The organism is Mannheimia indoligenes (genome assembly GCF_036880405.1).
In the GTDB taxonomy this organism is placed as follows: Bacteria; Pseudomonadota; Gammaproteobacteria; order Enterobacterales; family Pasteurellaceae; genus Mannheimia; species Mannheimia indoligenes.
Map to the genome: position 1 here is coordinate 70355 of NZ_JBAJJM010000008.1, position 26571 is coordinate 96925.

Consider the following 26571-nt stretch of genomic DNA (forward strand, 5'->3'; position numbering starts at 1 on the left):
ACTTTTAGTCTGGGGGGCGTAGAGCAAAGGGTGATCTCAAATAGATTCTATAGCCCATAATTTGCCATAATTTAATAAATGGGTTGTTTCATATCCGTTTCTTTTATTTAACTTCAAGGAGTTTTTTATGAAAAACAAATGTGCCAAATTCACCTTAGCTACTCTTGCTACTTTAGTTCTTTCCGGAACAGTAATGGCAAAAATGACGGAAGGTAAACTCGTTATTTGGATTAATGGTGATAAAGGTTATAACGGGCTTGCTGAAGTCGGTAAGAAATTTGAAAAAGATACCGGTGTTCAAGTTTTAGTCGAACATCCGGATAGACTTGAAGAAAAATTTGCACAAGTTGCCTCAACTGGTGATGGTCCGGATATTATGTTCTGGGCTCACGACCGTTTCGGTGGTTATGCACAATCAGGTTTATTGGCTGAAGTGAACGTAAGCAAAGAATTTAAAGATAAATTTGTCGATTTTGCTTGGGATGCAGAAACCTACAATGGCAAAATTATCGGTTATCCGGTTGCGATTGAAGCTATTTCGTTAATTTATAATAAAGATTTAGTTAAAGAGGCTCCTAAATCTTGGGAAGAAATTATTGAGTTAGATAAAAAACTCAAAAAAGACGGCAAAAATGCAATTATGTGGAACTTATCCGAACCATATTTCACTTGGCCGATTGCAGCTTCAAACGGAGCATACGCATTTAAATTTGCTAACGGCAAATACGATCCAAAAGATATTGGTGTGAATAATGAAGGTGCAGTAAAAGCATTACAGTTTGTAGTGGATATGGTGAAAAATAAACATATTAGTGCCGATATGGACTACGCTGTGGCTGAAGCATCCTTTAATAAAGGACAAAGTGCCTTAACCATCAATGGTCCTTGGTCTTGGGGCAATATTGATAAAAGCGGTATTAAATATGGTGTAACTTTACTGCCGACATTAAACGGTCAAGCCTCTAAACCATTCGTAGGGGTATTAAGTGCTGGTGTAAACAGCTCAAGCCCAAACAAAGATTTGGCTAAAGAATTCTTAGAGAATTACTTACTCACCGATGACGGTTTAGACGCAGTCAATAAAGATAAACCTTTAGGTGCAGTGGCGTTAAAATCTTACCAAGAAAAATTAGCCGCTGATCCTCGTATCGCAGCAACAATGGCAAATGCGAAAAACGGCGAAATTATGCCAAATATCCCGCAAATGTCTTCTTTCTGGTATGCCGAAAAATCTGCTATCAATAATGCAGTAACCGGTCGCCAATCAGTGAAAGAAGCATTAGATGATGCACATTCACGCATTCAAAAACAACAATAATTATTCATCATTCAGGGTGGGTTATATGACCCACTCTATTTTTAAATCCACTCTAAGTACAGTAAATATGCAGTAAAAATTCGAGGTGCTGTTATGCTAACTCAAACTCAATCCAAACCCACCCATTGGCTCAAATATCTCTTAGCCGGATTAGTCTTGCTCCTTGACTTCTATCTTGTTGTATTAATGTACTCACAGGGTGAATATCTTTTTGCTATTTTAACACTGATTATTCTGACCTCTGGTGTCTATATTTTTACCAATAAAAATGCCTATGCTTGGCGTTATGTTTACCCGGGTATTACCGGAATGGCAATTTTTATTTTGTTTCCGCTGGTTGCAACTATTGCAATTGCGTTTACCAACTATAGTGGTTCTAATCAATTATCCTTTGAACGAGCCCTATCTGTTTTGACAGAACAACGTTATTTCGCCGGAGATAAATACCAATTCACACTTTATCCGCACGCAGATAATCAATACCGCATCGCATTAACAAATCCGGCAACCGAGCAAACTTTTGTGTCAGATCCTGTTTCATTAACTATCGGAACGAATGTGGTTGTTACTGAGCAAAGTATACCAAACGGAGATGTTGCTCCTCTTAAAGTGATTACGCAAAATCGGACTGCACTTCAGTCAATGAAAGTTGTGTTACCAAATAATAATGAACTGACAATGAGTTCATTACGCCAATTTTCAGAACAAAAACCACGCTATCAATTTGATGAAGAGAGTAAAATATTATTCAATAATGAGACAGGCAAACGTTATCAAGCAAATGACGAAACCGGTTTCTTCCAAGCTATTGATGAAAACGGTAATTGGCAAAGTGAAACGCTTGAGCCTGGTTATACTGTTACATCTGGCTTTAATAACTTCATTAAAATTTTTACCGATGAAGGTATTCAAAAACCTTTTATACAAATATTTATTTGGACGGTAATCTTCTCTTTATTAACCGTAGTCTTTACTGTTATTCTCGGTATGGTACTTGCCTGCCTAGTACAATGGGAGGCATTAAAAGGTAAAGCGATATATCGTGTCTTATTGATTTTACCTTATGCGGTGCCATCGTTTATTTCTATTCTGATTTTTAAGGGGTTATTCAACCAAAGTTTTGGTGAAATCAATATGATTTTAAACCAACTGTTCGGCATCAGCCCTGAATGGTTTAACGATCCGCTGCTTGCTAAAGTGATGATTCTGATTGTGAATACCTGGCTAGGTTATCCTTATATGATGATTTTATGTATGGGATTACTCAAAGCTATTCCATCTGATTTATATGAAGCCTCCGCAATGGATGGAGCCTCCACTTGGCAAAATTTCAGCAAAATCACGTTCCCATTACTGTTAAAACCGCTTACTCCGTTAATGATTGCTTCATTTGCATTTAACTTTAACAACTTTGTATTAATTCAATTATTAACAAATGGTCGCCCGGATATGATTGGAACCACCACCCCTGCCGGTTATACCGATTTATTAGTCAGCTATACTTACCGTATTGCCTTTGAAGGAAGTGGTACACAAGATTTCGGCTTAGCAGCCGCTATCGCAACGATTATTTTCTTATTAGTCGGTGGCTTAGCACTCTTAAATATCAAAGCAACCAAAATGGAATTATAAAAGTGGTAGGGATTTAACAATCCCTGACCCAAACTAACTTCAGGAGTTATATATGGCAATTGTTCAATCTAAATCTGTGCGTTATCGTGTATGGGCAACCCATTTCTTTTTAATTTGTTTCCTTGCCTTAATTATTTTCCCTTTATTGATGGTTATTGGTATCTCATTACGACCGGGAAATCTGGCTATCGGTGATATTATTCCAAGCCAAATTTCGTGGGAGCATTGGCAGGCTGCATTAGGCTTTGACGTAACACATTCTGACGGCACGGTAACACCTCCACCGTTCCCGGTGCTACGCTGGTTATGGAACTCTATCAAAGTAGCAACAATTACTTCTATCGGTATTGTAACCTTATCAACAACCTGTGCTTATGCATTTGCCCGAATGAAATTTAAAGGCAAAAAAACTATTCTACAAGGTATGCTAATATTCCAAATGTTCCCAGCAGTGCTTTCCTTAGTTGCCTTATATGCGTTGTTTGATCGTCTTGGGCAGTATGTACCGTTTCTTGGCTTAAACACACACGGCGGCGTAATTTTTGCTTATTTAGGCGGAATTGCCTTACACGTTTGGACAATAAAAGGCTACTTTGAAACCATTGACGGCTCGCTGGAAGAAGCAGCATCTCTTGACGGTGCAACTCCGTGGCAAGCGTTCCGATTAATCTTATTACCGCTTTCCGTACCAATTTTAGCGGTAGTATTCATTCTTTCATTCATTGCTGCTATTACAGAGGTACCGGTCGCCTCACTCTTATTACGTGATGTAAACAGCTACACCCTAGCCGTTGGTATGCAACAATATCTCTATCCGCAAAATTACTTATGGGGTGATTTTGCAGCCGCAGCGGTCTTATCTGCAATTCCGATTACACTCGTCTTCTTATTGGCACAACGCTGGCTAATCGGTGGCTTAACTGCCGGCGGTGTGAAAGGCTAGTTTGCAAAAAATTCTCAAAAAACGACCGCTTGTCAAGTTGATATGGCGGTCGTCATTTATAGAGGTGTCTATGAAAAATACGTTACCTTACCTTTGCTTATTCTACTCCTCAAGCCTTTTTGCCCAATCTTGGCAACATTCCCATTTTTCTGATTTTAACGATAATCTCGAAAAACAGTTGTTTCAATCCCAAGTGCAGTTAGAAAAAGGCAGCTATCCGCTTACGTTTAAATTTGGTGAACAATGTTATCAGCCACAACAAACGATAAAATTAAATCAATCGGTTACGTTAGTACCTTGTGTGAATGATGCCCCTCAACTACGCCTATTTCGTCAAGGCAATTATATGGCACAAATTGATATGCGAGGTGGCACACCGACACTAAAAATCAGTGTAGAACAGCAACCACAGCATAATGACTCTGTACTTCAAAGTTGCCCGAATTGGGACAAAAAACCGATTGAAATTGATGTTTCCTCTACTTTTTCCGAAGGAGAATCAGTGAGGGATTTCTATTCAGGAAACACTGCCATAGTTAAAAACGGCAAAGTTACCTTAATGCCTGACGAAAACGCAAGCGGTCTAATTTTGCTGGAAAAAAGCAACACCTCAAATAATGCGACCTTCGATTGGAAAAATGCTACTGTCTATTTCGTACTAACCGACAGATTCTATAACGGCGATCCCAGCAATGACCAAAGCTACAACCGACAAAAAGACGGAATGCAAGAAATCGGCACGTTTCACGGCGGAGATCTAAAAGGCTTAACCTCAAAATTAGATTATCTACAGCAGCTAGGTGTCAATGTTTTATGGATTAGTTCCCCACTGGAGCAAATGCACGGCTGGGTTGGCGGTGGTGATAAAGGCGATTTTCCGCATTATGGATATCACGGTTACTATCATTTGGATTGGACAAAATTAGATGCCAATATGGGCACCGAGGACGATTTAAGCCATTTTGTTCAACAAGCCCATCAACGTGGCATTCGAGTACTGTTTGATGTAGTGATGAACCATACCGGCTATGCTACGCTTGCGGATATGCAGGAATTTAACTTTGGTGGATTTTACCTAAAACCGGAGGAAATCAATCACACATTAGGCGAAAAATGGACACATTGGAAACCTAAATCAGGGCAAAACTGGCATAGCTTCAACGATTTTATTCGCTTTAATGATAATCAGGCTTGGCAAAATTGGTGGGGAAAAGCGTGGGTTCGTGCCGATATTGCCGATTACGACAGCCCTAAATTTGATGATTTAAAAATGTCGCTCTCTGCCCTTCCGGATCTAAAAACCGAGAGTGAACAAGCGGTCCAATTACCTGAATTTTTTGCAAATAAAAATACCAATGCCAAAGTATTGCCAAATGCTAAAGTGCGTGATTATTTAATCAGTTGGTTATCGGATTGGGTGAGAAAATATGGAATTGACGGCTTTCGAGTTGATACCGCCAAACACGTTGAAAAATCAACGTGGCTGGCATTAAAACAATCCGCTCAACAAGCTTTAAACGAATGGCAACAAGCCAATCCCCAAGCCAGCTTTAATGATAACTTTTGGATGACAGGAGAGGCTTGGGGACACGGCGTGTTCAAAAGTGATTATTATCAAAACGGCTTTGATGCAATGATCAACTTCGATTTTCAAGATCAGGCTAAAAAAGGACTAAATTGCTTTACCCATATTGAACCGGTTTATGGTGAAATGAGCCGTAAATTAAGCGACTTCAATGTGCTGAGCTATTTATCTTCACACGATACAAGATTATTCTTCCATTCTGATAGTGAACAAAATATCGAAAAACAAAAAATTGCCGCTAATTTACTGTTGCTTTCTCCCGGTGCTGTGCAAATCTACTATGGTGATGAGAGCGGACGAGAATTTGGAGCAACCGGTTCAGACCCGATACAAGGCACTCGTTCAGATATGAATTGGCAAGAGTTACGACAAAACGCTCAGAAGCAGGCGTTGTATCAACACTGGCAAAAGCTGGCACAATTCCGTCAACGTCATCCGGCTATTGGTGCCGGTGCTCACCGAACCATCAAAAATGACAGTTATTTTGCATTTAGCCGTCTACTGAATGAGGATAAAATTATGGCGATTTGGGTGGGAAATTAATCTTCCCCGTTAGGGGAAGAATCGAAGCCGATTAGGGGAATGTGGACGATATTGCAAAAAATCACAAAAAACAAACCGCTTGTTCCCCTGTGCGACTGAGATCAATTATACCCCATCAACATAAGCAGCTCTTTCGTATAGCTGATCGCTTCATTACGATTAGTAACACCGATTTTCTGATACAGATTTCGAATATGGGTTTTAATTGTGGTTGCTGCTACTTGCAATTCATCTGAAATTTGTTCATTGCTATACCCTGAATAAATCAAGCCTAGTACCTGCCATTCCCGCTGTGTTAATGGGCTAATTCTTAATAGCTCCGGTACTTTCGGATTTTTCAGTAATTGATTCACAAAATTTTCATCAAAGTGTGCAAATTTTTGGCGATAAAATTGATTGATGTTGCGTAAAATAAATTGTGCTTTATGTAACACTAATTCATCCAGCACATTGAGTTGCAATAAATGGCGGATCTGTTGTGCCATCACATCTCCTTCAATCACAAAAGCACTGATAAAGTTTGTTTGCCGTGTCAGTTTTAGTGCCTGAATTAAGTCTTGCTGAGCTAATTCTTTCTCGCCTTGTAAAAAATAAAGCCTGTTACGAACAATTAATGCACGATTTAAATCACTGATCAAAGAAAATTTTTCAGCAGTTTCAATTAAATTATCTAAAATTACTTTCGCTTCAGTATATTCTTCAAGCAAGATTCGAGCTCGTGCGATATTACGCCATTGAATTTGAGTAAAATGGTTTTTATCGGAAATTGGTGATGGATTTTGAATCAACCAATTACGAGCAGACTGAATGTCATTTGTCATCTGCCAATAAAACATCCTCACTTGATCAGCATTCGCAATCCAGTCGTGGTGATAAGAGTGAGAATGCTCTAACTGCTCAACTTCACCTAATAAGCGAGCAGTGTTATCCAAATTGCCTCGAGCTAATGAAATTTTAGTGAGTAAGGTTAAGCATTGTAACTTGTCTTCAAATTTAGATAAGGCATTCATTCCGGCAACTGCCATCGACTCAGATTTATCCAAGTTATACCATTCCCACAAAATTTTTCCCTTAGAACGTAACAGGAATTCATACATCGGCACTTTTTGTAAGTGGTTTTCTTTTACGAAGTTACTTGCTTTATCTAGCATTTCATAGGCAGCTTGTGAAAAACCTTGAGCAAGCAAAATTTCAGATTGTTGAAGCTGCGACCATAAAATGTTGTGGTAAGTATGGTGTTGGCGTGCCATACGCTCTGCTTTTTGTAACATTACTAACGCTTCTGCCAGATTGCCATGACAATGATGAGCTTCTCCAATAATTGAGGTGGCAACAATATGAGCGTAATAAGCATTTTCCGAGAGATCATTTAACGCTTCTGAGGCTAATTGAAGTGCTGTATTTTCATCACCGGAATTGATAGCAACCTGAGCCCGTAGTACATTGAATTCCGCATTGGCAGTTTTACTTAACTCAATCTTATTTTCCGTCAAAGCTCGAGAAAAATCTGCCAAAATACCACCTACTTCACTATGACGGTGCTGGCTTTGCACCAGCCAAGCTTTGAGTAAAACTAAATTAGTATGTTCGGTTAAATGTGCGTAATCCAAACAATTTAAACTCTCTTCCAATAATTTTAACTCACCTTGATGAAATACAGTCCACGCGTGCTTGCCTAAAATATTGAGCAATAATCCGGTATCCGATAACTGCATTGCATGATGCAGGGCTTCGGTTACATAGCCTAATTGTAACCACGCATTCGCCGCTTTTTGATGCAATTGTGGCAGTTCAGCATACAACTCATTTTGACAACATAAATTCAAAAAGGAAGCAAAAAGCGGATGGAATTTCCACCAACTATCATCACTGCTCTGCCATTTACTGTTTGCCATTTGTTGCAAAAATAAGCCTTGTTTTTCAAGAGATTCTAATTTAGTTCGACTATTCTGCTCTCCGGTAACCGCTTGCACCAACGATTCATTCATTGAGTGTAATACGGAACAACGTAAAATAAACAATCTGGTTTCTTCATCTACTTTATTGAGCACTTCATCAGCTAAATATTCGTTGATATGAAAATGATTCGACTTGGCTAAGCGTTTGGCAATATCTTGCAGTGGCACTTGTAGTGTATGCGATTTATTTTTCGCAAAAAGGCTAATTAACTGAAGAGCCGTTGGCCACCCTTCAACTTCGTTACAAAGTGCGATAACATCTTGCTGATTTAACTCTGAACCTAATCTTGCTTGAAAAAACGCAGTACTTTCTTGGTGATCAAACATAAGTTGGTTAATATCGATTTCCAACAATTGTTCTTGTACTCTTAAACTTGCAATACTTAACGGCGGAATAGATCGAGAAATCAAGATAAGCGTCATATTAGATGGCTGATGTTTAATCCAATATTTTAATGCCTCATGAATTTCATCATTTTCAATAATATGATAATCATCAATAGCAAGATAGAAATGTTCCGAAAACGCCGCTGCTTTAATCAATAATTGATTAAATAAAGCTAATAAATTAGCTTTACGATTTTCCTCTAACAATACATCTATTTCTTCATTAATTGCAGAATGCAAGGCAGCACTAAAATAAGCAGCAAAACGATCCGAATTATTATCGCCTTCATCTAACGCATACCAGCCGATATTCTTTTTATCTTCAATCCATTGGGAAACCAGTGTGGTTTTGCCATAACCTGCCGGTGCATTTATTAATACAACCGGATAACTACAAGATTTATCTAATTCTTGAATTAAACGTTTTCTAGGGATGCTGTTTTGTAATCGAAAAGAACAAACAAGTTTTGATGGTATTAACATAATAAATTCTATTTTCCCTCATAACAAAATGGGGATGATATATCCTCCATTTATGTTCTAACTACTTCCTAATAATCATACCACACAAGGTGATTATAAGGATGATTTGATTTTATTCGGATTTCACATAATAGCGGTGTTCATTTTTAACTGGGGGTTTCCTATGACATTTAATTCTATTGTAGAAAAATACTGTCGCTACTTTGATGTGGCAGATCCAAAACACTTCACCTTACAGCAATGGTACCAAGTCGTTGCAGAAGGTTCCCTTGAACTTATTTATAGTCAGCCTGCAACTAAACCGACAGAATCACGCCACGTAAACTATCTTTCGATGGAATTTTTAATCGGTCGTTTAACCGGCAATAATTTAATGAATTTAGGATATTACGAACAAATTCGTGAATATCTTAAACAATATCAAGTTGAATTAGTAGATGTTTTAGAGCAAGAGCGTGATCCGGCATTGGGAAATGGCGGATTAGGTCGTCTTGCTGCCTGTTTTTTAGACTCAATGGCAACTGTTGGACAAAATGCGACCGGCTACGGGCTTCACTATCAATACGGTCTATTCAAACAAAGCTTTAAAGAGGGAATGCAAAAAGAAGCTCCGGATACTTGGGCTCGTGATAGCTACCCTTGGCATCGTTTTAATCCATCTAAAACCCGTCATATCGGGTTTGGTGGAAAAATCAAACAAATTCAAGCTGATCAATATGAGTGGCAACCTAAATTAACAATTCAAGGTAAAGCATTTGATTTGCCAATCGTAGGTTACAAAAATAATATCATTCAACCGCTGCGTTTATGGCAGGCAGATAGTGATCAATCTTTTGATTTTGATGCTTTTAATGACGGTAAATTCTTAACCGCAGATAAAACTATTGTCAATGCAGCCGCACTTACGCAAGTACTTTACCCAAATGATAACCATAAAGCAGGGCAAAAATTACGCTTAATGCAACAATACTTCCATTGTGCCTGCTCTGTGGCAGATATTTTAGATCGCCACCTCAGCGAAGGTTATCCGTTAGAAGATTTGGCTAAACGCCAAGTAATCCAATTGAATGATACTCACCCAACACTCGCTATACCTGAATTAATGCGTGTGCTGTTAGATGATCACCAATTCACTTGGGAACAGGCTTGGGATATTTGCTCAAATACCTTTGCTTACACTAATCATACCTTATTACCTGAAGCTCTTGAGCAATGGGATCAACGCCTATTTAAGCAATTATTACCTCGCCATTACCAAATTGTGGAAAAAATCAATGATATTTTCCACGACCAAGTACGGGCGGAATTTGGCGATGATGCCAAAATTTGGGAAAAATTAGCCGTACTATTTGACTATCGTGTGCGTATGGCGAACCTTTGCGTTGTTACCTGTTTCCGTGTAAACGGTGTTGCGGAAATTCACTCGGATCTCTTAGTAACCGACTTATTCCCGGAATATCACCGATTGTTCCCAACAAAATTCTGTAATGTTACTAACGGCATCACACCTCGTCGTTGGATTAGACAAGCAAACCCACAATTAAGTGATTTATTGGATCGTACCTTAAAACAAGATTGGACACACGATCTGGAATTATTAAAAGGCGTTGAAAAATATGTTGATGACACCGGCTTCCGTGAAGAATATCAACGTATTAAACGTAACAATAAAGTGGTTTTAGCAAATGAAATCCATAAAACATTAGGATTAAATGTCAATCCAAGTGCGATTTTTGATGTACAAATCAAGCGTTTCCACGAATATAAACGCCAACATTTAAATTTATTAAATATTATTGCGACCTATCAGTCGCTAAAAGCTAACCCAAACCAAGATTACACACCACGTGTATTCCTATTCTCAGGCAAAGCGGCACCGGGTTATTATTTAGCAAAAAATATTATTCACGCCATTAACAATGTGGCAGATATTATCAACAACGATAAACAGGTGAATGATAGACTACAAGTGGTATTCCTACCGGATTATCGAGTCAGCCTTGCGGAAAAAATTATTCCCGCAGCCGATGTTTCAGAGCAGATATCAATGGCAGGAAAAGAAGCCTCCGGTACCGGTAATATGAAATTGGCACTTAACGGTGCATTAACATTAGGTACACTAGATGGAGCCAATGTGGAAATTGCCGAGATGGTGGGTGAGGAAAATGTCTTTATCTTCGGACATACCGTAGAAAGCGTGCGGGAACTGTTAGCAAAAGGTTATCAGCCTAAAACCTATTACAATCAAGATCCGATTCTGAAAAATGCGGTTGATTTCTTAGCCAAAGGGAAAGCCTCTCACGGCAATAAAGAAACATTCAAACTAATGTTAGACAGCCTGCTAGAACGCGATCCGTTCCTAGTCTTTGCCGATTTTGACAGCTACCGCCAAACACAAGAGAAAATTGGTATAGCCTATTTAGATCAAGAAGCTTGGCTACGTAGTGCGATTTTAAATACTGCCCGTTTAGGTACGTTTAGCTCAGACCGCTCAATTAAAGATTATCAACAACGTATTTGGTTGAATAGATAATAACTTCGGGCGACTTCTTCTCAACAGGAAGTCGCCTATTTTCTGTTGTATTTCATATATATTTGATATGTGGAGAAAAATGATGAAAATAACTACCAAACAATATCATCGGGCAGGTATTATGCCCTATTTTTTCGATGAACGTGGTGTAAAAAAATCAGCGTCTGAAAAAATAAAATATACTTTATTCAAAACATTTAACGGCAATATTCAAGTAAGCACTACACCAATTCCTGCTGTCAAAATTTTTTATCAGCACCAACCCTGTTTTTTACCTTTCCATTTAGCCGATAAAAAAAATCCATTAACCGGCAATTGGCAGCTCCAACTAGAAAACTCAAGCCAAGTTATTTCCGGTAAAATTAAAGCTCGGGGAATTACATTACCTCAAGACTTACCTTTAGGTTATCATCAATTACAACTAAACACGGTAGATAAAACCTTTAATTGCACGATTATTATCGCTCCGGAGCGTTGCTATCAACCTCAAGCCGTGCTTGAACAAAAAAAATTATGGGGAACATTTCTACAACTCTACACCTTAAAATCAGCCAACAACTGGGGAATCGGTGATTTTGGTGATTTAAAAAACTTCATCCAACAAATTGCACCTTACCAAGCAGATTTTATTGGCTTGAATCCGATTCACTCGCTTTTTCCGGCAAACCCGAATTCTGCAAGCCCATACAGCCCATCCTCTCGCCGATGGCTGAATATCGCCTACATTGATGTCAATCAGTTGGTAGAATTTCAACAAAGCGATGAAGCTCAAACTTGGTTTCATTCCGCTGAAATCCAGCAACAGTTATCTCAATTACGCAATCAAGACTGGTTAGATTACGCTCAAATCATTCCATTGAAATTGAAAGGGCTACGCTTTGCTTTTGCAAAATTCCAGCAAAATATGACCGCTTGTTCCGACTCAGCCTTCACTGAATTTGTACAAAAAGGCGGAGAAAGCCTACAAGTTCAAGCTACATTTGATGCTCTTCATCAATATTTATCCACACAATTTGCGGACCAATGGGGCTGGGATTTCTGGGAGAAAGCGTACCAAGATTACCATTCTGCTGCCGTACAACAATTTAGAGAAACACATAAAGCAGACGTGGAATTTTACCTTTGGTTGCAATTCATTGCCGATCAGCAATTAGCAGAATGTGATGCAATTTGCCGTCAGCAAAATATGAACATTGGTATGTATCGCGATCTCGCCGTTGGCGTCAGCCCCAATGGAGCAGAAACGTGGAATGACAAACAACTTTATTGTTTAAATGCGTCTGTCGGTGCTCCACCTGATGTATTAGGTCCACAAGGACAAAACTGGGGCTTAACCCCAATGAATCCACACGTATTAAAACAACAAGCCTATCGCCCGTTTATTGAGCTGGTCAGAGCTAATATGAAGCATTGCGGAGCATTACGCCTTGACCATATTATGTCTTTATTACGATTATGGTGGATTCCAAAAGGCGACAGTGCAGTGAATGGTGCTTATATCCGTTATCCTGTTGATGATTTAATTGCTATTTTGGCACTTGAAAGCCAACGCCATCAATGCCTGATTATCGGTGAAGATTTAGGCACTGTGCCAAAAGAAATTGTCAGCAAACTCAAAAATGCAGGAATTCTGTCTTACAAAATCTTCTATTTTGAATTTGATGAACAAGGAAAAAGTCGCGACTTGCAACATTATCCTTACCAAGCTATGACAACATTAAGTACTCACGATTTACCAACCATCAATGGTTATTGGCGTGGATATGATTTTGAATTAGGCGAAAAATTCGGTGTGTATCCAAATGCGGATATTTTGACCATTCTCAAACAAGACCGAGTCAATGCTAAAGTCAAAATATTACAACGCTTACAAGAGAATAATGTGGTGATAGAACCTGAAATTAGCGAGCAACTTAATTCACCGGTAAATACACCATTTATTCACCGTTTGCAAACCTATGTCGCTAATGTAAGCAGCGGATTATTCGGCTTTCAACCTGAAGACTGGTTGGGAATGACCGAACCTGTTAATATTCCGGGAACTAGTACTCAATATGCCAACTGGCGACGTCGCTTGACCGTAAATATTGAAGATATTTTTGCTGATACCGCAATCCAAGCTTTATTGAGGGAAGTGAACAGAATCCGTAAAGAAAAATAACAAATACACAGTAAACAGAAAAAGGGGTAAAAGAATTTATTCTTTTACCCCTTTCAAATATTAAAAAGAATACTACCCTGCCACCCAAAGCATTATCGCTAGCACTTGCGGCAACATTATGCGTAGAAACATTACAAGTGGGTAAACAGTAGCATAAGAAAGAGCAGCTGCACCGTTGCCTTCTTTGATTTCGTTAGCGAATGCGAGAGCTGGTGGGTCAGTCATTGAACCGGCGAGTAATCCACAAAGACTTAGGTAATTCATTTTAGCGTAAATTCTGGCAATCAATCCTGTAATCATAAGTGGGAAGAATGTGATGATTGCACCAAAGAGAATCCACTCCATACCTTCACTACTGAGTAATGTTTCAAGGAATCGCCCACCGGATTTTAAACCAACAACGGCAAGAAAGAGTACAATCCCGATTTCACGTAAAGCAAGGTTCGCACTTGGTGGCATAAACCAGTAGAGTTTACGAATACTACCAATTCTAGCCAAAATGAGGGCAACCACAAGCGGTCCTCCAGCTAAACCAAGTTTTAATGCAACAGGAAAGCCCGGTAAATAAATTGGGATAGAACCTAGCAATACACCTAATCCAATCCCAATAAAAATCGGCAACATTTGGACTTGTTGTAATTTTGATTGTGCATTGCCGATAATCGTCATTACCATTTCAATATCCGCTTGGCGACCGACTAAATTCAACACATCACCAAATTGCAGTGTCATATCGCCTGTTGGGACTAACTCTACTCCGGCACGGTTGAGGCGTGAAATAACCACATCATATTTGCCTTTCAGCATTAATTGGCGAATTTGTTTGCCAAATACTTTTTCGTTGGTAACCACTGCTCGTTCGGAACGATAAATTGTGCCTTTTGTAGAAACAGATACGTCTGCGACTTCGCCTAAAATAATTTGCATTTTATGTAGCGATGCTTGATCGCCAACTAAATGTAATATATCGCCAACTTGTAACACCGTATCTACTCGGGGAATAGAAAGCTCCTCACCTCTTTTTAAACGAGAGTAGGAAACTTCGTGCAAATCAAAATCAGGTAATTGATTAAGTGTTAAACCGTTAATATTAGGATTTGTTAAACGCACATTTAAAGTGCTGAGTTGTTCTTTACCTTGATTTTGAGACTGGTTAAAAGCTTCCGCTTCTTTATCAATATTAACTTTTAAGATGATACGAATTAACCACATTGTCAGTAAAATACCGATAATCCCAAACGGATAAGCAATGGCATAACTCATCCCCATAATTTCGGTTACACTCCCTCCACTTAGTTCAGCAAGCACTTGTTGCCCTGCCCCTAGAGAAGGTGTGTTAGTAACTGCTCCCGAGAAAATACCTAAAATCACAGGTAGAGGAATACCGAACAATTTATGAATAAGAACAACAAAAACCCCACTAAGTAACACAATCAAAACGGCAAAGCCATTGAGCTTTAAGCCTGAATGTTTAAGAGAAGCAAAGAACCCTGGACCGACTTGAATACCTATTGAGTAAACAAATAAAATTAAACCGAATTCTTGAATAAAGTGGAGAGTATGGGCATCAAGTTTAACACCAAATTGTGCCATAAAATGGGACACCAATAACCCGCCAAATAACACGCCACCGATGCCTAAACCAACGCCTCTAATTTTGATATGACCAATCCATAAACCAAGCACTGCCACTAAAGATAATAAACTGACAGTAAGTGCAATTTCGCTCATAACAGCCTCTATCTAATACGAAATACCTCAAAAATGGTAGTTAATTTTAGCAAATCTCAAAAATCAAAAATGAGATCTATATCAAAAAAATAAATATTGATAGCATTACTCCAATGTTAATTTTCAAAAAAGTTCCCTAATTTAAAAAAAATTCTCGACAACTCTATTTTTTGGGGTAAATTAAATACTATTTTTATTACTTAAGGACAAACACAATGCTATCTAACGAAGTTTTTATTTCGATTATCGTATTGTTAGTACTGAGCTTGCTTAGAATTAACGTGGTAATCGCTCTTATTATTTCTGCACTTACCTGTGGCTTAATCGGCAATTTAGGTGTTGAAGGTGTCGGATTTACTGATGCACTACAAAAAACTATAAAAAGTTTTACCGGTGGTTTAGGTGGTGGTGCAGAAACTGCAATGAACTATGCCGTGCTTGGTGCTTTTGCAGTAGCTCTTTCAAAATCAGGTGTAACCGATTTATTAGCTTATAAAGTGATTAAATCATTCGGACACAGCCCATCAGGTCGCTCCGTAACGTGGTTTAAATATATTGTACTATTTGTGTTAGTTGCCTTTGCAATGTCTTCACAAAACTTAATTCCGATTCATATTGCTTTCATTCCAATCTTAATTCCACCACTATTAAGCGTGATGAATAAATTAAAGATTGACCGCCGTGCGGTTGCTTGTGCTTTAACATTTGGTTTAACCGCCACTTATATGTTAATTCCGGCAGGTTTCGGTCAAATCTTCATTGAAAGTATCTTAGTTAAAAATATTAACCAAGCAGGTGAGCCATTCCAATTGGTAACTACAACCGCTGAAATGACAAAAGCAATGCTTATACCGGTATCAGGTATGATCGTAGGATTACTTTTTGCATTCTTTGTGTCATACCGCAAACCTCGTGTGTATGCAGAAAATACACCTGAACCAACTGTTGATGATATTGAAACTCGAGTAGCTAACGTTAAACCTTTCCATATTGGAATTAGTATTTTAGCAATTATCGCAACCTGTTCTGTGCAATTAGCGACAAATTCAACCATTATCGGCGGTTTAGTTGGTTTAGTGATTTTTGCCTTAGGTGGCGTATTCAAATTAAAAGAGAGCAACGATGTGTTCCAAGCCGGCTTACGTTTAATGGCAATGATCGGTTTTGTAATGATTGCAGCCTCAGGCTTTGCCGGCGTGGTTAATTCAACCGGTGGTGTACCTGCATTAGTGGAAAGCCTGCGTGATGTTATCTCATCAAAAGAAATGGCAGCACTATTAATGCTTGTAGTTGGCTTATTCATCACAATGGGGATTGGCTCATCATTCTCAACCGTGCCGATTATTACCTCAATCTACGTGCCACTTTGTGTGTCTTTTGGTTTCTCACCACTTGCTACAATGGCGATTGTGGGTGTAGCAGCCGCATTAGGCGATGCTGGCTCACCGGCTTCTGACTCAACGCTTGGTCCAACATCAGGCTTGAACGCTGACGGCAAGCACGACCACATTTGGGATTCTGTTGTACCAACCTTTATCCACTTTAATATTCCATTATTAGTGTTCGGCTGGATTGCAGCAATGACACTTTAAGTTATAATACGCAAAGTTTTCGCAAAATCAGACCGCTTGCAGAGATGACAAGCGGTCTATTTTCATCTATTTTTTGCAAAATCTTAGGATACTCAATGAAATTTATCTCTTTTAATATCAATGGCTTGCGTGCCAGACCGCATCAACTTGAAGCAATTATCGAAAAACATCAGCCTGATGTAATCGGCTTACAAGAAATCAAAGTGGCTGATGAAGATTTCCCTTACGATTTAGTCAATCATTTGGGTTATCACGTTTTCCATCACGGGCAAAAAGGGCATTATGGCGTTGCTCTATTAACGAAAAAAGAACCGCTTGCAGTGCGTAAAGGTTTCCCAACCGATGTGTTAGATGCTCAAAAGCGAATGATTATGGCAGATATTGAAACCGATTTTGGCGTTTTAACTGTATTAAACGGCTATTTCCCACAGGGAGAAAACCGTAACCACGAAACCAAATTCCCGGCTAAACAGAAATTCTATGCCGATTTGCAACACTACTTGGAAACTGAGTTAAAGCCGGAAAATCCAATCATCATTATGGGCGATATGAATATCAGCCCGACCGACTTGGATATCGGCATCGGTGAAGTCAATCGCAAGCGTTGGTTACGTGATGGAAAATGTTCTTTTTTACCCGAAGAGCGTGAGTGGCTAGAGCGTTTACACAGCTTTGGTTTAATCGATACTTTCCGTGCTGCAAACCCTGAGGTAAATGATAAATTCTCGTGGTTTGATTATCGCTCTAAAGGTTTTGACGACAATCGCGGCTTGCGTATTGATTTAATTCTCGCCTCAAAATCACTGGCTGAGCGTTGTGTAGAAACAGGAATTGATTTAGAAATTCGTGCGATGGAAAAACCATCTGACCACTCCCCTGTTTGGGCAACTTTTAAATAATTTGCAAAAAAATTTACTTTTTTAACCGCTTGTAGTACTTTCACAAGCGGTTGTTTTTTCTCACTTTTTTGCATTTTCACATCATACTATATCCCTTTTCAAATTTGTGCTACAATCAAACACTATTTTTAGACTATATTTAGATTATGAATACACGCTTAACCGTTATTTTACTGATTATTGTTGCCATACTCGGCGGTTGGTATTACAGCTTACAAGAGAAAGATAACACAGGGCTTGATCAGCTGATTAAAAAGGAAGGGCAGCCTGAATATGTAGGGAATAAAATGTCCACTACAGTTTATGATTTGAAAGGCAATCCACAATATTTCGCTCAGGCTACAGAAATCAAACGTTATGAATCCACCGAGCGAACCGAGTTTTTTAAACCTTTTATTGAACTTTTTGCAAAAGAATCCACGCAAAAACAGTGGAAAGTGAGTGCTGATTACGCTGAAATTACCAAAGAAAAAATGTTAAATTTAAAGGGTAATATCAAACTCGATGCGTTAGATCCTGCTTCTCGTTTACAACAGATCACTACGGATACTTTAACCGTTGATTTAAACACGCAGGATATTTTTACCGAAAGTGCGGTCAAATCAATAGGCTCGGGCTTTACAACAACAGGGGTTGGATTAAAAGGTAACTTAAAACAACAAGTTGCCACCTTACAAAAAGAGGTAAAATCTTACATTGAACCGACTATTATTAAAGAAACAAAAGAATAATTTGCTTTTCAAAAGGAATAAAAATGAAATTAATGTTTAAATCTATTTTAGTAACGATGTTACTAGGTAGCAGTTTTTCAGCTTATGCGTTAAAAGGTGATACTGATCAGCCTATTAATATTGATTCAGGCAGCCAATCTTTAGATATGACGAATAATATCGTTACCTTTAGCGATAACGTAGTGATTACACAAGGCTCCATTAAAGTAACCGCTGCGAATGTAAAAATTACTCGTCAAGAGGGGAAAAAAGAGACAATTGATGCTACTGGTTCGCCGGTTACCTTCCAGCAAACCTTAGATAATGGCAAACCTGTAAATGGTAAAGGCAGTAGTGTTCATTACGATTTAAATTCAGAATTTTTAACCTTAATCGGCAATGCTGAATTAAAACAGCAAGGTAGCTTTATTCGAGCAAATAAAATTACTTATGATGTGAAAAAGCAGCAACTTAAAGCGACAAGTGGCAGTAAATCACGCGTGAAAACCGTGTTAATTCCAAACGAACTTCAAGATAATAAGAAAAAATAGGGTTAATCTATGTCTGTACTTTATGCAGAACATTTAGCAAAAAGTTATAAACAACGCCAAGTCGTCAAAGATGTGAGTCTGAATGTAAAATCAGGTGAAATTGTTGGCTTGCTTGGTCCGAACGGTGCGGGTAAAACAACTACTTTCTATATGGTTGTTGGCTTGGTTCGCCACGATCACGGCACAATCCGCATTGATAATGAAGATATCAGCACATTACCAATGCACGACCGTGCAAAGCAAGGCATTGGTTATCTTCCGCAAGAAGCTTCTATTTTCCGCCGTTTGAGCGTGTATGATAATTTAATGTCCGTGCTACAAGTGCGTAAAGACATTAATGATAAAGAACGCAAAGACCGTGCTGAAGAGTTGATTTCAGAATTTCATATTGAGCATATCCGCAACAGTTTAGGGCAATCGCTCTCCGGTGGGGAGCGTCGCCGAGTGGAAATTGCCCGTGCTTTAGCGGCAAATCCGAAATTTATTCTGTTAGATGAACCCTTTGCCGGAGTTGATCCTATTTCCGTGATTGATATTAAAAAAATCATTGTGAATTTAAAAGAGCGTGGCTTAGGTGTTCTGATCACCGACCATAACGTGCGTGAAACCTTAGATGTATGCGAACGTGCTTATATTGTGGGGAGTGGTGAAATGATAGCCAGCGGTACGCCACAGCAAGTGCTTGAAAATCCTGATGTAAAACGTGTTTATTTAGGCGATCAATTCAAACTTTAACTAAAATCCCCTTTTTAGGGGATTTCATCTTTAGATGAAAAATTATGACAAAATTAACGGAATTTTTAAGCCCTGAAAACATTCGTCAAGGCGTGTTGGTTTCCAGTAAAAAGAGGGCGTTAGAGCTAGTCGGAAAGGTTGTAGCTGAATCCATTAATCAACCTCATTTAACACAAGCAGAAGCACAAAATGAATCTGTCTGCCCGATTGATTGTTTTGCTAACTTATTTAAGCGTGAAAAATTAGGTTCAACAGGTTTAAATCAAGGTATTGCACTTCCCCACGCAAAATTACCCGCTTGTAACGGCTTAACCTTAGACAAACCAATTGCGGTATTTTTGCAATTAGAAGAAGCCATTGATTATGAAGCACAAGACAACAAAGATGTTGATCTTATTTATGCGATTATGTTTCCTGAAAATAGCTGCGAACAATATAAGAGCTGCTTGCCACAAATTGCGAAACAATTAGCGGATAAATCCTTATTAAAACAGCTCCGAGCAGCAGAATCAGCAGAGGATATTTGGCAAATTTTGGTGTATGCTGATAATCACCCAAAAGATGAAGAATAATAGTGAGGCAATATGGAGTTAATCATTATCAGTGGGCATTCCGGCTCCGGTAAGTCAGTGGCATTAAGAGCATTAGAAGATGCAGGCTATTACTGCGTTGATAATATTCCTTTAGCCTTAATTCCAACCTTAACTTACTATCTTACTCAAGAAAACCGTTCTGCGGTCATTAGCTTAGATATTCGCAATCTGCCGAATACGCCTAATGCCATTGAAGAATTACTTACTCAGCTTGAACCTTTAAATACTAAGCTGATTTTCTTAGATTGTGATCGTAATACGCTCATTCGCCGTTATAGCGACTCTCGCCGCATTCATCCACTTTCCACACAAAATGATCTTTCATTGGAAGGAGCGATTGATCTCGAACGGAAATTGCTTGAGCCATTAGTACAAAATGCTAACTATATTATCGATACCAGCAATATCTCTTCACACGAGTTGGCAGAAAATCTACGTCATTTATTACAAGGTTCTAGCGATAAAGAACTCAAAATTATTTTCCAATCCTTCGGTTTTAAATACGGTTTACCTGCCGATGCCGATTATGTGTTTGATGTTCGCTTTTTGCCAAATCCACATTGGAATCCAGAGCTTCGTCCTATGACGGGCTTAGAACAGCCGGTGATCGATTTTTTAGAACGCCAAACCGATGTACATAATTTCATCTACCAAACACGCAATTATCTAGAAATGTGGCTACCAATGTTAGAGAAAAATAATCGTAGCTATTTGACTATTGCGATTGGCTGTACCGGTGGGAAACACCGCTCTGTATTTATTGCCGAGCAATTGGCAAAATATTTTCAAGCAAAAGGTAAGAATGTACAAATTCGCCATAAAAGTTTGGAAAAACACCATAAGAAAACCTCTAATTAGTTGAGCTACAAGCGGTTAAATTTTTTCCATAAATTGCAATTTTTAGAGAAAATTTGACCGCTTGTAAATGTTGAAATGCAATCAGTTATGAAATCTACAGATATTGTTATTATTGGTGGCGGAATGGTTGGACTTGCTCTTGCCGGGCTATTAAAAGAGACCAACTGCCAAATTAAAATCATTGAAAAAAACACGCCTCAATTTGATGATAGCAAAACTCACCATCGAGTCAGTGCTATCAATGCCTCAAGCCAAAAAATGTTGGAGCAAATTGGAGCATTCCAACAAATTCCCGAACATCGCCTCTCCCCTTATACTGAAATGTTTGTTTGGGAAAAAGACAGCTTTGCCAACATTCATTTCGATAATAACGATGCCGAAATTAAGCAGTTAGGCTTATCACAACTTGGCTTTATTATTGAAAATGCGGTTATTCAACACGTACTCTGGCAACAGATTTCTAAGCAATCAAACGTGGAATATATTGTTGCAACCCCGAAAACATTAGGTGTAAGCGAAAATGGGGCATTTTTAACACTTGATAATGGCGAGATGATTTCAGCTAAATTAGTAATAGGTGCTGATGGGGCAAATTCTTGGGTTCGCAATCAAACTAAAATCCCCTTAACCAGCAAAGATTATCAACATACTGCCTTAGTGTGTAATGTAAAGACAACGGAAAAGCATAATAAAACTGCTCGTCAAATCTTTGCTGAAGATAGCATTTTGGCTTTCTTACCAATGGCAGATGAAAATCTTTGCTCAATTGTTTGGTCATTACCACCAGAAAAAGCCAAAGCCTTGAGCGATTGCAGCGAGCACGACTTTAATAAAACCCTAAGCATTGCCTTTGATAATCAACTTGGCTTATGCGAATTGCAAAGTTTACGCGAAATTTACCCGCTTACCGCACGCTTTGCCCGTGATTTTGCACAGCCTCGCATTGCATTAATTGGCGATGCGGCTCACACTATCCACCCCCTGGCTGGCTTAGGTGTAAACTTAGGATTTGCGGATGCTCTCACACTTGCTCAAGAAATTCAAAAACATCTCGCTAATGATGAAGATATTGGTGAATATCGTCATTTACGCCAATTTGAGCGGGAACGTAAAGCTGAAGCCGTAAAATTATTAGCAACAATGGAAGGGTTAAAACAGCTTTTCAATGGCAATCACCCATTAAAAAAATTGGTAAGAGGCGTTGGCTTAAGTCTGACAAATCAACTCCCTTTTGCCAAAAAGTTATTAATTCAACAAGCTATTTACCTATAGAATGTAAATTAGATTGAAATAGCGTAAAGATTTCATCTTTTATGAACTAATATTAAGACTGCCTGTCTATTAGTTGGTACAATAACTGCCCCTTTTTACACTTTGGGGTTTATTTTCATCTTTTTAAGGAATTATTTTAATGAACAAATTTACTAAAATCAGTGCAACCGCTTTAGTCGCTTTATTTTTAGCAGCTTGTGATAAACCGGCACAAAAATCACCTGCAACAGAACCGGCAAAAACAACTGAAGCAGCACCGGCAGCTACTCCGGCTACAGAAACTGCAAAACAGGCTGAAATGATAGTTGAAGCTCCAAGCGAAGCAGCAAAAGCAGACTATCAAAAATTAGCCGCTTGGAATGCAGAACAAGAGAAATCAATGCAAGCAGCACAAGTTGAATTACAACAAAAATTAGCAACACAAGATCCTAAACAAATGCAAGAAGGATTAGTTGCATTTAACAAAAAAGTTGAAGATACCGTAAAAAGTTTAGATGCTGTTGATCTATCTGATGCTCAACTTAAAGAGCTAAAAGAAAAAAGCAAATCTGCCCTAACACTTTCAAGCGAAGTACTTAACGAACAAGTAAAAGTGCTGTCTAATCCAGCTGATGAAGCACTAAAACAATCAGCACAGAAAAAATCTGAAGCATTAATCGAAATTAATACTGAGCTACAAAGAATCAGTGCTGAAGTAGAAAAAAGATTTTCAGCTAAATAATTAGTATAATATCGAAAGCTAGAGATTTTGCTCTAGCTTTTTTTACGGACTTAAGGACGATTATGAACACTCTTTCTAAAATTAGTTTATCTGCATTATTTGCAGTTTTTTTGACCGCTTGCGAAAAGCCGACTCAGCCAACCGAACAAAAAACAGAGCAAGTACAAGCCTCTGAAATAAAAAAAGAAGAAGTTAAGCCGGTAGATACCGGAGCAGAAGATTACAAAACCTTCCGTGATTGGCAAGACGCTCAAGAAAAAGCTTTGAATGATGCTATTCAAACTGCAACAGATGGTCTTACAGACAAACAAAAAGCTGACCCTGCGGTTATGCAAGAAACGGTTAATAAAACGTTACTCACACAACTCGACAGCATTAAAACAAGTGCTGAAGCACTGAATATTCAACATAGTGAAGTAAAAGCTCTGAAAGATAAAACATTAGAAGTACTCACTTTAGGTACTCAAATGATTATTGAAGGGGCGAATATGGAGAAAAATCCAACCCCTGAAGCCCATAAAGCTTTTGGCGAATTGCAAACTAAACTTAATCAGTTAGCAGAAGAAGGGCAGAAATTGGAAAATGAATTAAAGGCAAAATATGCTCCAGCCCCTCAACCTGAAGTAACCCCAGCAGAAACAAAACCTCAAGAAGCAGCTCCTGTTAATACAGCCCCAACAGAAGCAACAACAAAGTAAAAAAATAAGGCATAGCTTTTCGCTATGCCTTATTCTTCATTCAAGTTACCAACCTTTTACCATCGCCCCTTTAAACTCTTCATTTGCTTTATTATAGACTTCTTCTGTTTGATAAGCCTTCACAAAATCTTTTACAGCGTCTGAATTTTGATTATTTTCACGAGCTACAATCAGGTTCACATAAGGAGAATCTTTATCTTCTACAAATAACCCATCTTTGGTTGGTGTTAAACCACTTTGTCCAGCATAAGTAGTATTGATAACAGAAAATGCAACATCATCTAAAGTACGAGGTAAAAGCGGAGCTTCAATCTCCTGAATGACTAACTTACGAGGATTTTCAATAATATCAACGCTGGTTGCTTTTAAACCGGCTTCGGCTCTTAATTTAATTAAGCCTTGTTTTTCTAGCAAAATTAATGCACGAGCTAAATTAGTCGGATCATTTGGCAAAGCTACAGTATCTCCATCTTTTAACTCTTCTAAAGATTTAATTTTCTTAGAATATGCTGCAATCGGGTAAACAAAGGTATTTCCAACCGGTACTAATTTATAACCTTTTTCTTGGATTTGGTTATCTAAATACGGTTTGTGCTGGAACGCATTTAAATCTAAATCACCTTTATTTAAAGCTTCATTTGGTGTTGCATAATCGGTAAATACTACCAGCTCCACATCACGGTTATATTTTTCTTTCGCAATTTTTGCCGCTACTTCCATTACTTTGTGTTCAGGACCTGAAATTACGCCAACTTTTAACTTCTCCGCTTTATCATTACAAGCAGTCAAAAATAGTGCAGAAATTGCAACTACACCTAAAATTTTATTCAATTTCATAATGTCTCCTTTTTTAAGATTTATTATCTAAAAAAATGAGCAGTAGCTCGCACTACTACTCATCTTAATAGGGGTAAATTACCAACCTTTTACCACACCGCCGTTAAATAATTTTAACGCTTCTTGGAATACTTCTTCGGTTTGGAATGATTTCACAAAGGTTTGTAAACGTGGATCATCTTTGTTGTCTTCACGGCTCACCACTAAATTTACATACGGAGAATCTTTTGATTCAACAATAACACCGTCTTTATCCGGACTTAAACCTGCTTGACCTGCGTAAGTGTTATTGATGATCGCCAATTCCACATCGTCTAACATACGGGTTAATAATGCGGTGTCAGCTTGGACGATTTTGATATTTTTCGGGTTTTCAATAATATCATTTTCCGTTGCAAACACATTTTTCGGATCTTTTAATTTCAACAAGCCGTGTGCTTGAAGTAATAATAACGCACGAGCGGTATTACTTGCGTTATTTGGAATCGCAACTTGAGCCCCCTCTTTTAACTCAGAAATATTTTTGATTTTTTTCGAGTATGCCGCGATTGGCCATACTAAAGTGTTACCGATGATCGCTAATTTATAGCCACGATCTTTCATCTCTTGTTCCATATAAGGCACAGTTTGGAAAGCGTTTGCATCTAAATCTTTTGCGTGTAATGCTGCGTTTGGTTGTGTGTATTCAGTAAATTGAACTAATTCCACTTCTAAACCGTATTTCTCTTTTGCAATTTTCACTGCAACTTCGGTCATTTGTGCTTCAGGACCGGTCATTACGCCAACTTTTAACGGAGCTTGTTTCTCCGCTTTTGCAGGTTCTGCCGCTGCTTGTGTTTTTTCTTCTTTACAGGCGGTTAATGCTAAAGCAGATACTAACACTACGCCTAATAGTTTTTTAAAGTTCATTTGAGTTCTTCCTATATAAGAGTTTTAAAATAAAAAGCGATTAACCTTAGAGATAAAGCTCAGCGATTAATCGCTAATATGAAAAAACAGAAAATTACCAACCTTTTACTACACCATCTTTGAAGTGTTTTTGTGCTTCTTGGTACACTTCTTCAGTTTGGTAAGACTTGATAAAGTTTTGTACGTTGTCTGCATCTTTATTATCTTGGCGAGCAACAATGATATTCACATACGGAGAATCTTTAGACTCAACAAACACACCGTGATCTTGAGTATTTAAGCCAACTTGACCTGCATAAGTGTTATTCACTACCGCTAAATCCACATCATCTAATGCTTTTGCAGCAATTGAAGTATCTACTTCTTTAATTTCTAATTTTTTCGGGTTCTCAATAATATCTACTGACGTTGAGAATAAATTAGTATTATCTTTTAACTTAATTAACCCCTGTTTTTCTAATAAAATTAACGCACGGGCTAAGTTAGATGGATCGTTTGGTACGGCAATCACAGCACCCTCTGCCAATTCAGCAACATTTTTCACTTTTTTAGAATAACCGGCTAACGGATAAACGAAAGTGTTCCCCACAATTACTAAGTTGTTTAAGCCTTTTGATTGGCTGTCTTTATCTAAATACGGCTTGTGTTGGAATGCGTTAGCATCTAAATCACCTTTGCTTACCGCCGTATTTGGTAATGCGTAGTCGTTAAATAGAACAAATTCTACGTCTAAACCGTATTTTTCTTTAGCAATTTGTGCGGCTCGTTCTGCAACAGTATGTTCAGGACCTGACATTACCCCTACTTTAATTTTTGCAGATGCAGGAGCTGCTGCTGCAGGCTCTGCTTTTTTCTCATCTTTACACGCAGTTAATGCTAATGCAGAAACTAATGCCACACCTAAAATTTTCTTGAAACTCAT

Annotated in this window: 21 protein-coding genes; 16 read left to right on the forward strand and 5 right to left on the reverse strand. The window is 38.4% G+C overall.

Annotated features, from left to right (window positions below; genetic code table 11):
* Window positions 1-127 precede the first annotated feature (127 nt).
* The 4 genes from malE (at window position 128) to V6W77_RS06925 (ending at window position 6021) form a co-directional block, all read left to right on the forward strand.
* A complete protein-coding gene (gene malE, locus V6W77_RS06910) occupies window positions 128-1318 on the forward strand; it encodes a maltose/maltodextrin ABC transporter substrate-binding protein MalE (RefSeq protein WP_025217810.1) in 1191 nt (396 codons plus the stop codon).
* A 93-nt stretch (window positions 1319-1411) separates the two neighbouring features.
* Window positions 1412-2950: a maltose ABC transporter permease MalF gene (malF, locus tag V6W77_RS06915; protein WP_334254200.1), complete on the forward strand. Its 1539-nt coding sequence runs from the start codon at window positions 1412-1414 to the stop codon at window positions 2948-2950.
* Between the two features lie 52 nt (window positions 2951-3002).
* On the forward strand, window positions 3003-3893 hold the full coding sequence (gene malG / locus V6W77_RS06920; protein ID WP_025217812.1) for a maltose ABC transporter permease MalG: 891 nt from the start codon (window positions 3003-3005) through the stop codon (window positions 3891-3893).
* Window positions 3894-3963: 70 nt separating this feature from the next.
* A complete protein-coding gene (locus V6W77_RS06925; RefSeq protein WP_334254201.1) occupies window positions 3964-6021 on the forward strand; it encodes an alpha-amylase in 2058 nt (685 codons plus the stop codon).
* A gap of 101 nt (window positions 6022-6122) precedes the next feature.
* On the opposite strand, the gene malT is transcribed toward V6W77_RS06925, so the two are convergent.
* The gene (gene malT / locus V6W77_RS06930) at window positions 6123-8849 is read right to left on the reverse strand and encodes an HTH-type transcriptional regulator MalT (protein WP_334254202.1); all 2727 of its coding nucleotides are present in this window, start codon (window positions 8847-8849) and stop codon (window positions 6123-6125) included.
* Between the two features lie 163 nt (window positions 8850-9012).
* On the opposite strand from malT, the gene malP reads away from it, so the two are divergent.
* Both malP and malQ read left to right on the forward strand, forming a co-directional pair.
* The gene (gene malP / locus V6W77_RS06935; protein ID WP_334254203.1) at window positions 9013-11382 is read left to right on the forward strand and encodes a maltodextrin phosphorylase; all 2370 of its coding nucleotides are present in this window, start codon (window positions 9013-9015) and stop codon (window positions 11380-11382) included.
* Window positions 11383-11464: 82 nt separating this feature from the next.
* Window positions 11465-13543, forward strand: coding sequence for a 4-alpha-glucanotransferase (gene malQ / locus V6W77_RS06940; protein ID WP_334254233.1), 2079 nt, complete (start codon window positions 11465-11467; stop codon window positions 13541-13543).
* A gap of 72 nt (window positions 13544-13615) precedes the next feature.
* Here malQ and V6W77_RS06945 read toward each other — a convergent pair whose 3' ends face one another.
* Window positions 13616-15274, reverse strand: coding sequence for a putative transporter (locus tag V6W77_RS06945; RefSeq protein WP_283385571.1), 1659 nt, complete (start codon window positions 15272-15274; stop codon window positions 13616-13618).
* 215 nt (window positions 15275-15489) lie between these two features.
* Between V6W77_RS06945 and V6W77_RS06950 the strand changes: the two genes are divergently transcribed.
* From V6W77_RS06950 to V6W77_RS06995, 10 genes are all read left to right on the forward strand, one after another.
* Complete coding sequence (locus V6W77_RS06950) at window positions 15490-16866, forward strand: Na+/H+ antiporter family protein (protein WP_334228978.1); 1377 nt, start codon at window positions 15490-15492, stop codon at window positions 16864-16866.
* 95 nt (window positions 16867-16961) lie between these two features.
* Window positions 16962-17765: an exodeoxyribonuclease III gene (gene xthA / locus V6W77_RS06955; RefSeq protein WP_334248553.1), complete on the forward strand. Its 804-nt coding sequence runs from the start codon at window positions 16962-16964 to the stop codon at window positions 17763-17765.
* 146 nt (window positions 17766-17911) lie between these two features.
* Window positions 17912-18496: an LPS export ABC transporter periplasmic protein LptC gene (lptC, locus tag V6W77_RS06960; RefSeq protein ID WP_334228979.1), complete on the forward strand. Its 585-nt coding sequence runs from the start codon at window positions 17912-17914 to the stop codon at window positions 18494-18496.
* A gap of 23 nt (window positions 18497-18519) precedes the next feature.
* Complete coding sequence (gene lptA / locus V6W77_RS06965; RefSeq protein ID WP_025235585.1) at window positions 18520-19026, forward strand: lipopolysaccharide transport periplasmic protein LptA; 507 nt, start codon at window positions 18520-18522, stop codon at window positions 19024-19026.
* 9 nt (window positions 19027-19035) lie between these two features.
* The gene (gene lptB / locus V6W77_RS06970) at window positions 19036-19761 is read left to right on the forward strand and encodes an LPS export ABC transporter ATP-binding protein (RefSeq protein WP_025235584.1); all 726 of its coding nucleotides are present in this window, start codon (window positions 19036-19038) and stop codon (window positions 19759-19761) included.
* Between the two features lie 44 nt (window positions 19762-19805).
* Window positions 19806-20333, forward strand: coding sequence for a PTS sugar transporter subunit IIA (locus tag V6W77_RS06975; RefSeq protein WP_334228980.1), 528 nt, complete (start codon window positions 19806-19808; stop codon window positions 20331-20333).
* Window positions 20334-20345: 12 nt separating this feature from the next.
* Window positions 20346-21212, forward strand: coding sequence for an RNase adapter RapZ (rapZ, locus tag V6W77_RS06980; RefSeq protein WP_283385565.1), 867 nt, complete (start codon window positions 20346-20348; stop codon window positions 21210-21212).
* Window positions 21213-21299: 87 nt separating this feature from the next.
* A complete protein-coding gene (locus tag V6W77_RS06985; protein WP_334254204.1) occupies window positions 21300-22484 on the forward strand; it encodes an FAD-dependent monooxygenase in 1185 nt (394 codons plus the stop codon).
* Window positions 22485-22623: 139 nt separating this feature from the next.
* Window positions 22624-23205, forward strand: coding sequence for a lipoprotein HlpB (locus V6W77_RS06990; RefSeq protein WP_334254205.1), 582 nt, complete (start codon window positions 22624-22626; stop codon window positions 23203-23205).
* Window positions 23206-23267: 62 nt separating this feature from the next.
* Window positions 23268-23903, forward strand: coding sequence for a lipoprotein Hlp (locus V6W77_RS06995; RefSeq protein WP_334254206.1), 636 nt, complete (start codon window positions 23268-23270; stop codon window positions 23901-23903).
* Between the two features lie 45 nt (window positions 23904-23948).
* Here the strand turns inward: V6W77_RS06995 and metQ are convergent, their stop codons facing one another.
* The 3 genes from metQ to V6W77_RS07010 all read right to left on the reverse strand — a co-directional run bounded on the left by metQ (window position 23949) and on the right by V6W77_RS07010 (window position 26571).
* The gene (gene metQ, locus V6W77_RS07000) at window positions 23949-24740 is read right to left on the reverse strand and encodes a methionine ABC transporter substrate-binding lipoprotein MetQ (protein WP_025235578.1); all 792 of its coding nucleotides are present in this window, start codon (window positions 24738-24740) and stop codon (window positions 23949-23951) included.
* A gap of 78 nt (window positions 24741-24818) precedes the next feature.
* Window positions 24819-25649 carry a MetQ/NlpA family ABC transporter substrate-binding protein gene (locus V6W77_RS07005; protein ID WP_188156701.1) on the reverse strand — a complete coding sequence of 277 codons (831 nt, stop codon included), beginning with the start codon at window positions 25647-25649 and terminating at the stop codon, window positions 24819-24821.
* A gap of 94 nt (window positions 25650-25743) precedes the next feature.
* Window positions 25744-26571 carry a MetQ/NlpA family lipoprotein gene (locus V6W77_RS07010; protein ID WP_334236134.1) on the reverse strand — a complete coding sequence of 276 codons (828 nt, stop codon included), beginning with the start codon at window positions 26569-26571 and terminating at the stop codon, window positions 25744-25746.

Bases quoted from the DNA above. Each gene is read 5' to 3' on its own strand.
- V6W77_RS06945 (WP_283385571.1), bottom strand. From the start codon at position 15,274: ATGAGCGAAATTGCACTTACTGTCAGTTTATTATCTTTAGTGGCAGTG.
- V6W77_RS06925 (WP_334254201.1), top strand. From the start codon at position 3,964: ATGAAAAATACGTTACCTTACCTTTGCTTATTCTACTCCTCAAGCCTT.
- V6W77_RS06975 (WP_334228980.1), top strand. From the start codon at position 19,806: ATGACAAAATTAACGGAATTTTTAAGCCCTGAAAACATTCGTCAAGGC.
- rapZ (WP_283385565.1), top strand. From the start codon at position 20,346: ATGGAGTTAATCATTATCAGTGGGCATTCCGGCTCCGGTAAGTCAGTG.
- V6W77_RS06995 (WP_334254206.1), top strand. From the start codon at position 23,268: ATGAACACTCTTTCTAAAATTAGTTTATCTGCATTATTTGCAGTTTTT.
- malF (WP_334254200.1), top strand. From the start codon at position 1,412: ATGCTAACTCAAACTCAATCCAAACCCACCCATTGGCTCAAATATCTC.
- V6W77_RS07010 (WP_334236134.1), bottom strand. From the start codon at position 26,571: ATGAGTTTCAAGAAAATTTTAGGTGTGGCATTAGTTTCTGCATTAGCA.
- V6W77_RS06990 (WP_334254205.1), top strand. From the start codon at position 22,624: ATGAACAAATTTACTAAAATCAGTGCAACCGCTTTAGTCGCTTTATTT.
- malG (WP_025217812.1), top strand. From the start codon at position 3,003: ATGGCAATTGTTCAATCTAAATCTGTGCGTTATCGTGTATGGGCAACC.
- lptC (WP_334228979.1), top strand. From the start codon at position 17,912: ATGAATACACGCTTAACCGTTATTTTACTGATTATTGTTGCCATACTC.
- malE (WP_025217810.1), top strand. From the start codon at position 128: ATGAAAAACAAATGTGCCAAATTCACCTTAGCTACTCTTGCTACTTTA.
- lptB (WP_025235584.1), top strand. From the start codon at position 19,036: ATGTCTGTACTTTATGCAGAACATTTAGCAAAAAGTTATAAACAACGC.
- V6W77_RS07005 (WP_188156701.1), bottom strand. From the start codon at position 25,649: ATGAACTTTAAAAAACTATTAGGCGTAGTGTTAGTATCTGCTTTAGCA.
- malT (WP_334254202.1), bottom strand. From the start codon at position 8,849: ATGTTAATACCATCAAAACTTGTTTGTTCTTTTCGATTACAAAACAGC.
- V6W77_RS06985 (WP_334254204.1), top strand. From the start codon at position 21,300: ATGAAATCTACAGATATTGTTATTATTGGTGGCGGAATGGTTGGACTT.
- V6W77_RS06950 (WP_334228978.1), top strand. From the start codon at position 15,490: ATGCTATCTAACGAAGTTTTTATTTCGATTATCGTATTGTTAGTACTG.
- metQ (WP_025235578.1), bottom strand. From the start codon at position 24,740: ATGAAATTGAATAAAATTTTAGGTGTAGTTGCAATTTCTGCACTATTT.
- lptA (WP_025235585.1), top strand. From the start codon at position 18,520: ATGAAATTAATGTTTAAATCTATTTTAGTAACGATGTTACTAGGTAGC.
- xthA (WP_334248553.1), top strand. From the start codon at position 16,962: ATGAAATTTATCTCTTTTAATATCAATGGCTTGCGTGCCAGACCGCAT.
- malP (WP_334254203.1), top strand. From the start codon at position 9,013: ATGACATTTAATTCTATTGTAGAAAAATACTGTCGCTACTTTGATGTG.
- malQ (WP_334254233.1), top strand. From the start codon at position 11,465: ATGAAAATAACTACCAAACAATATCATCGGGCAGGTATTATGCCCTAT.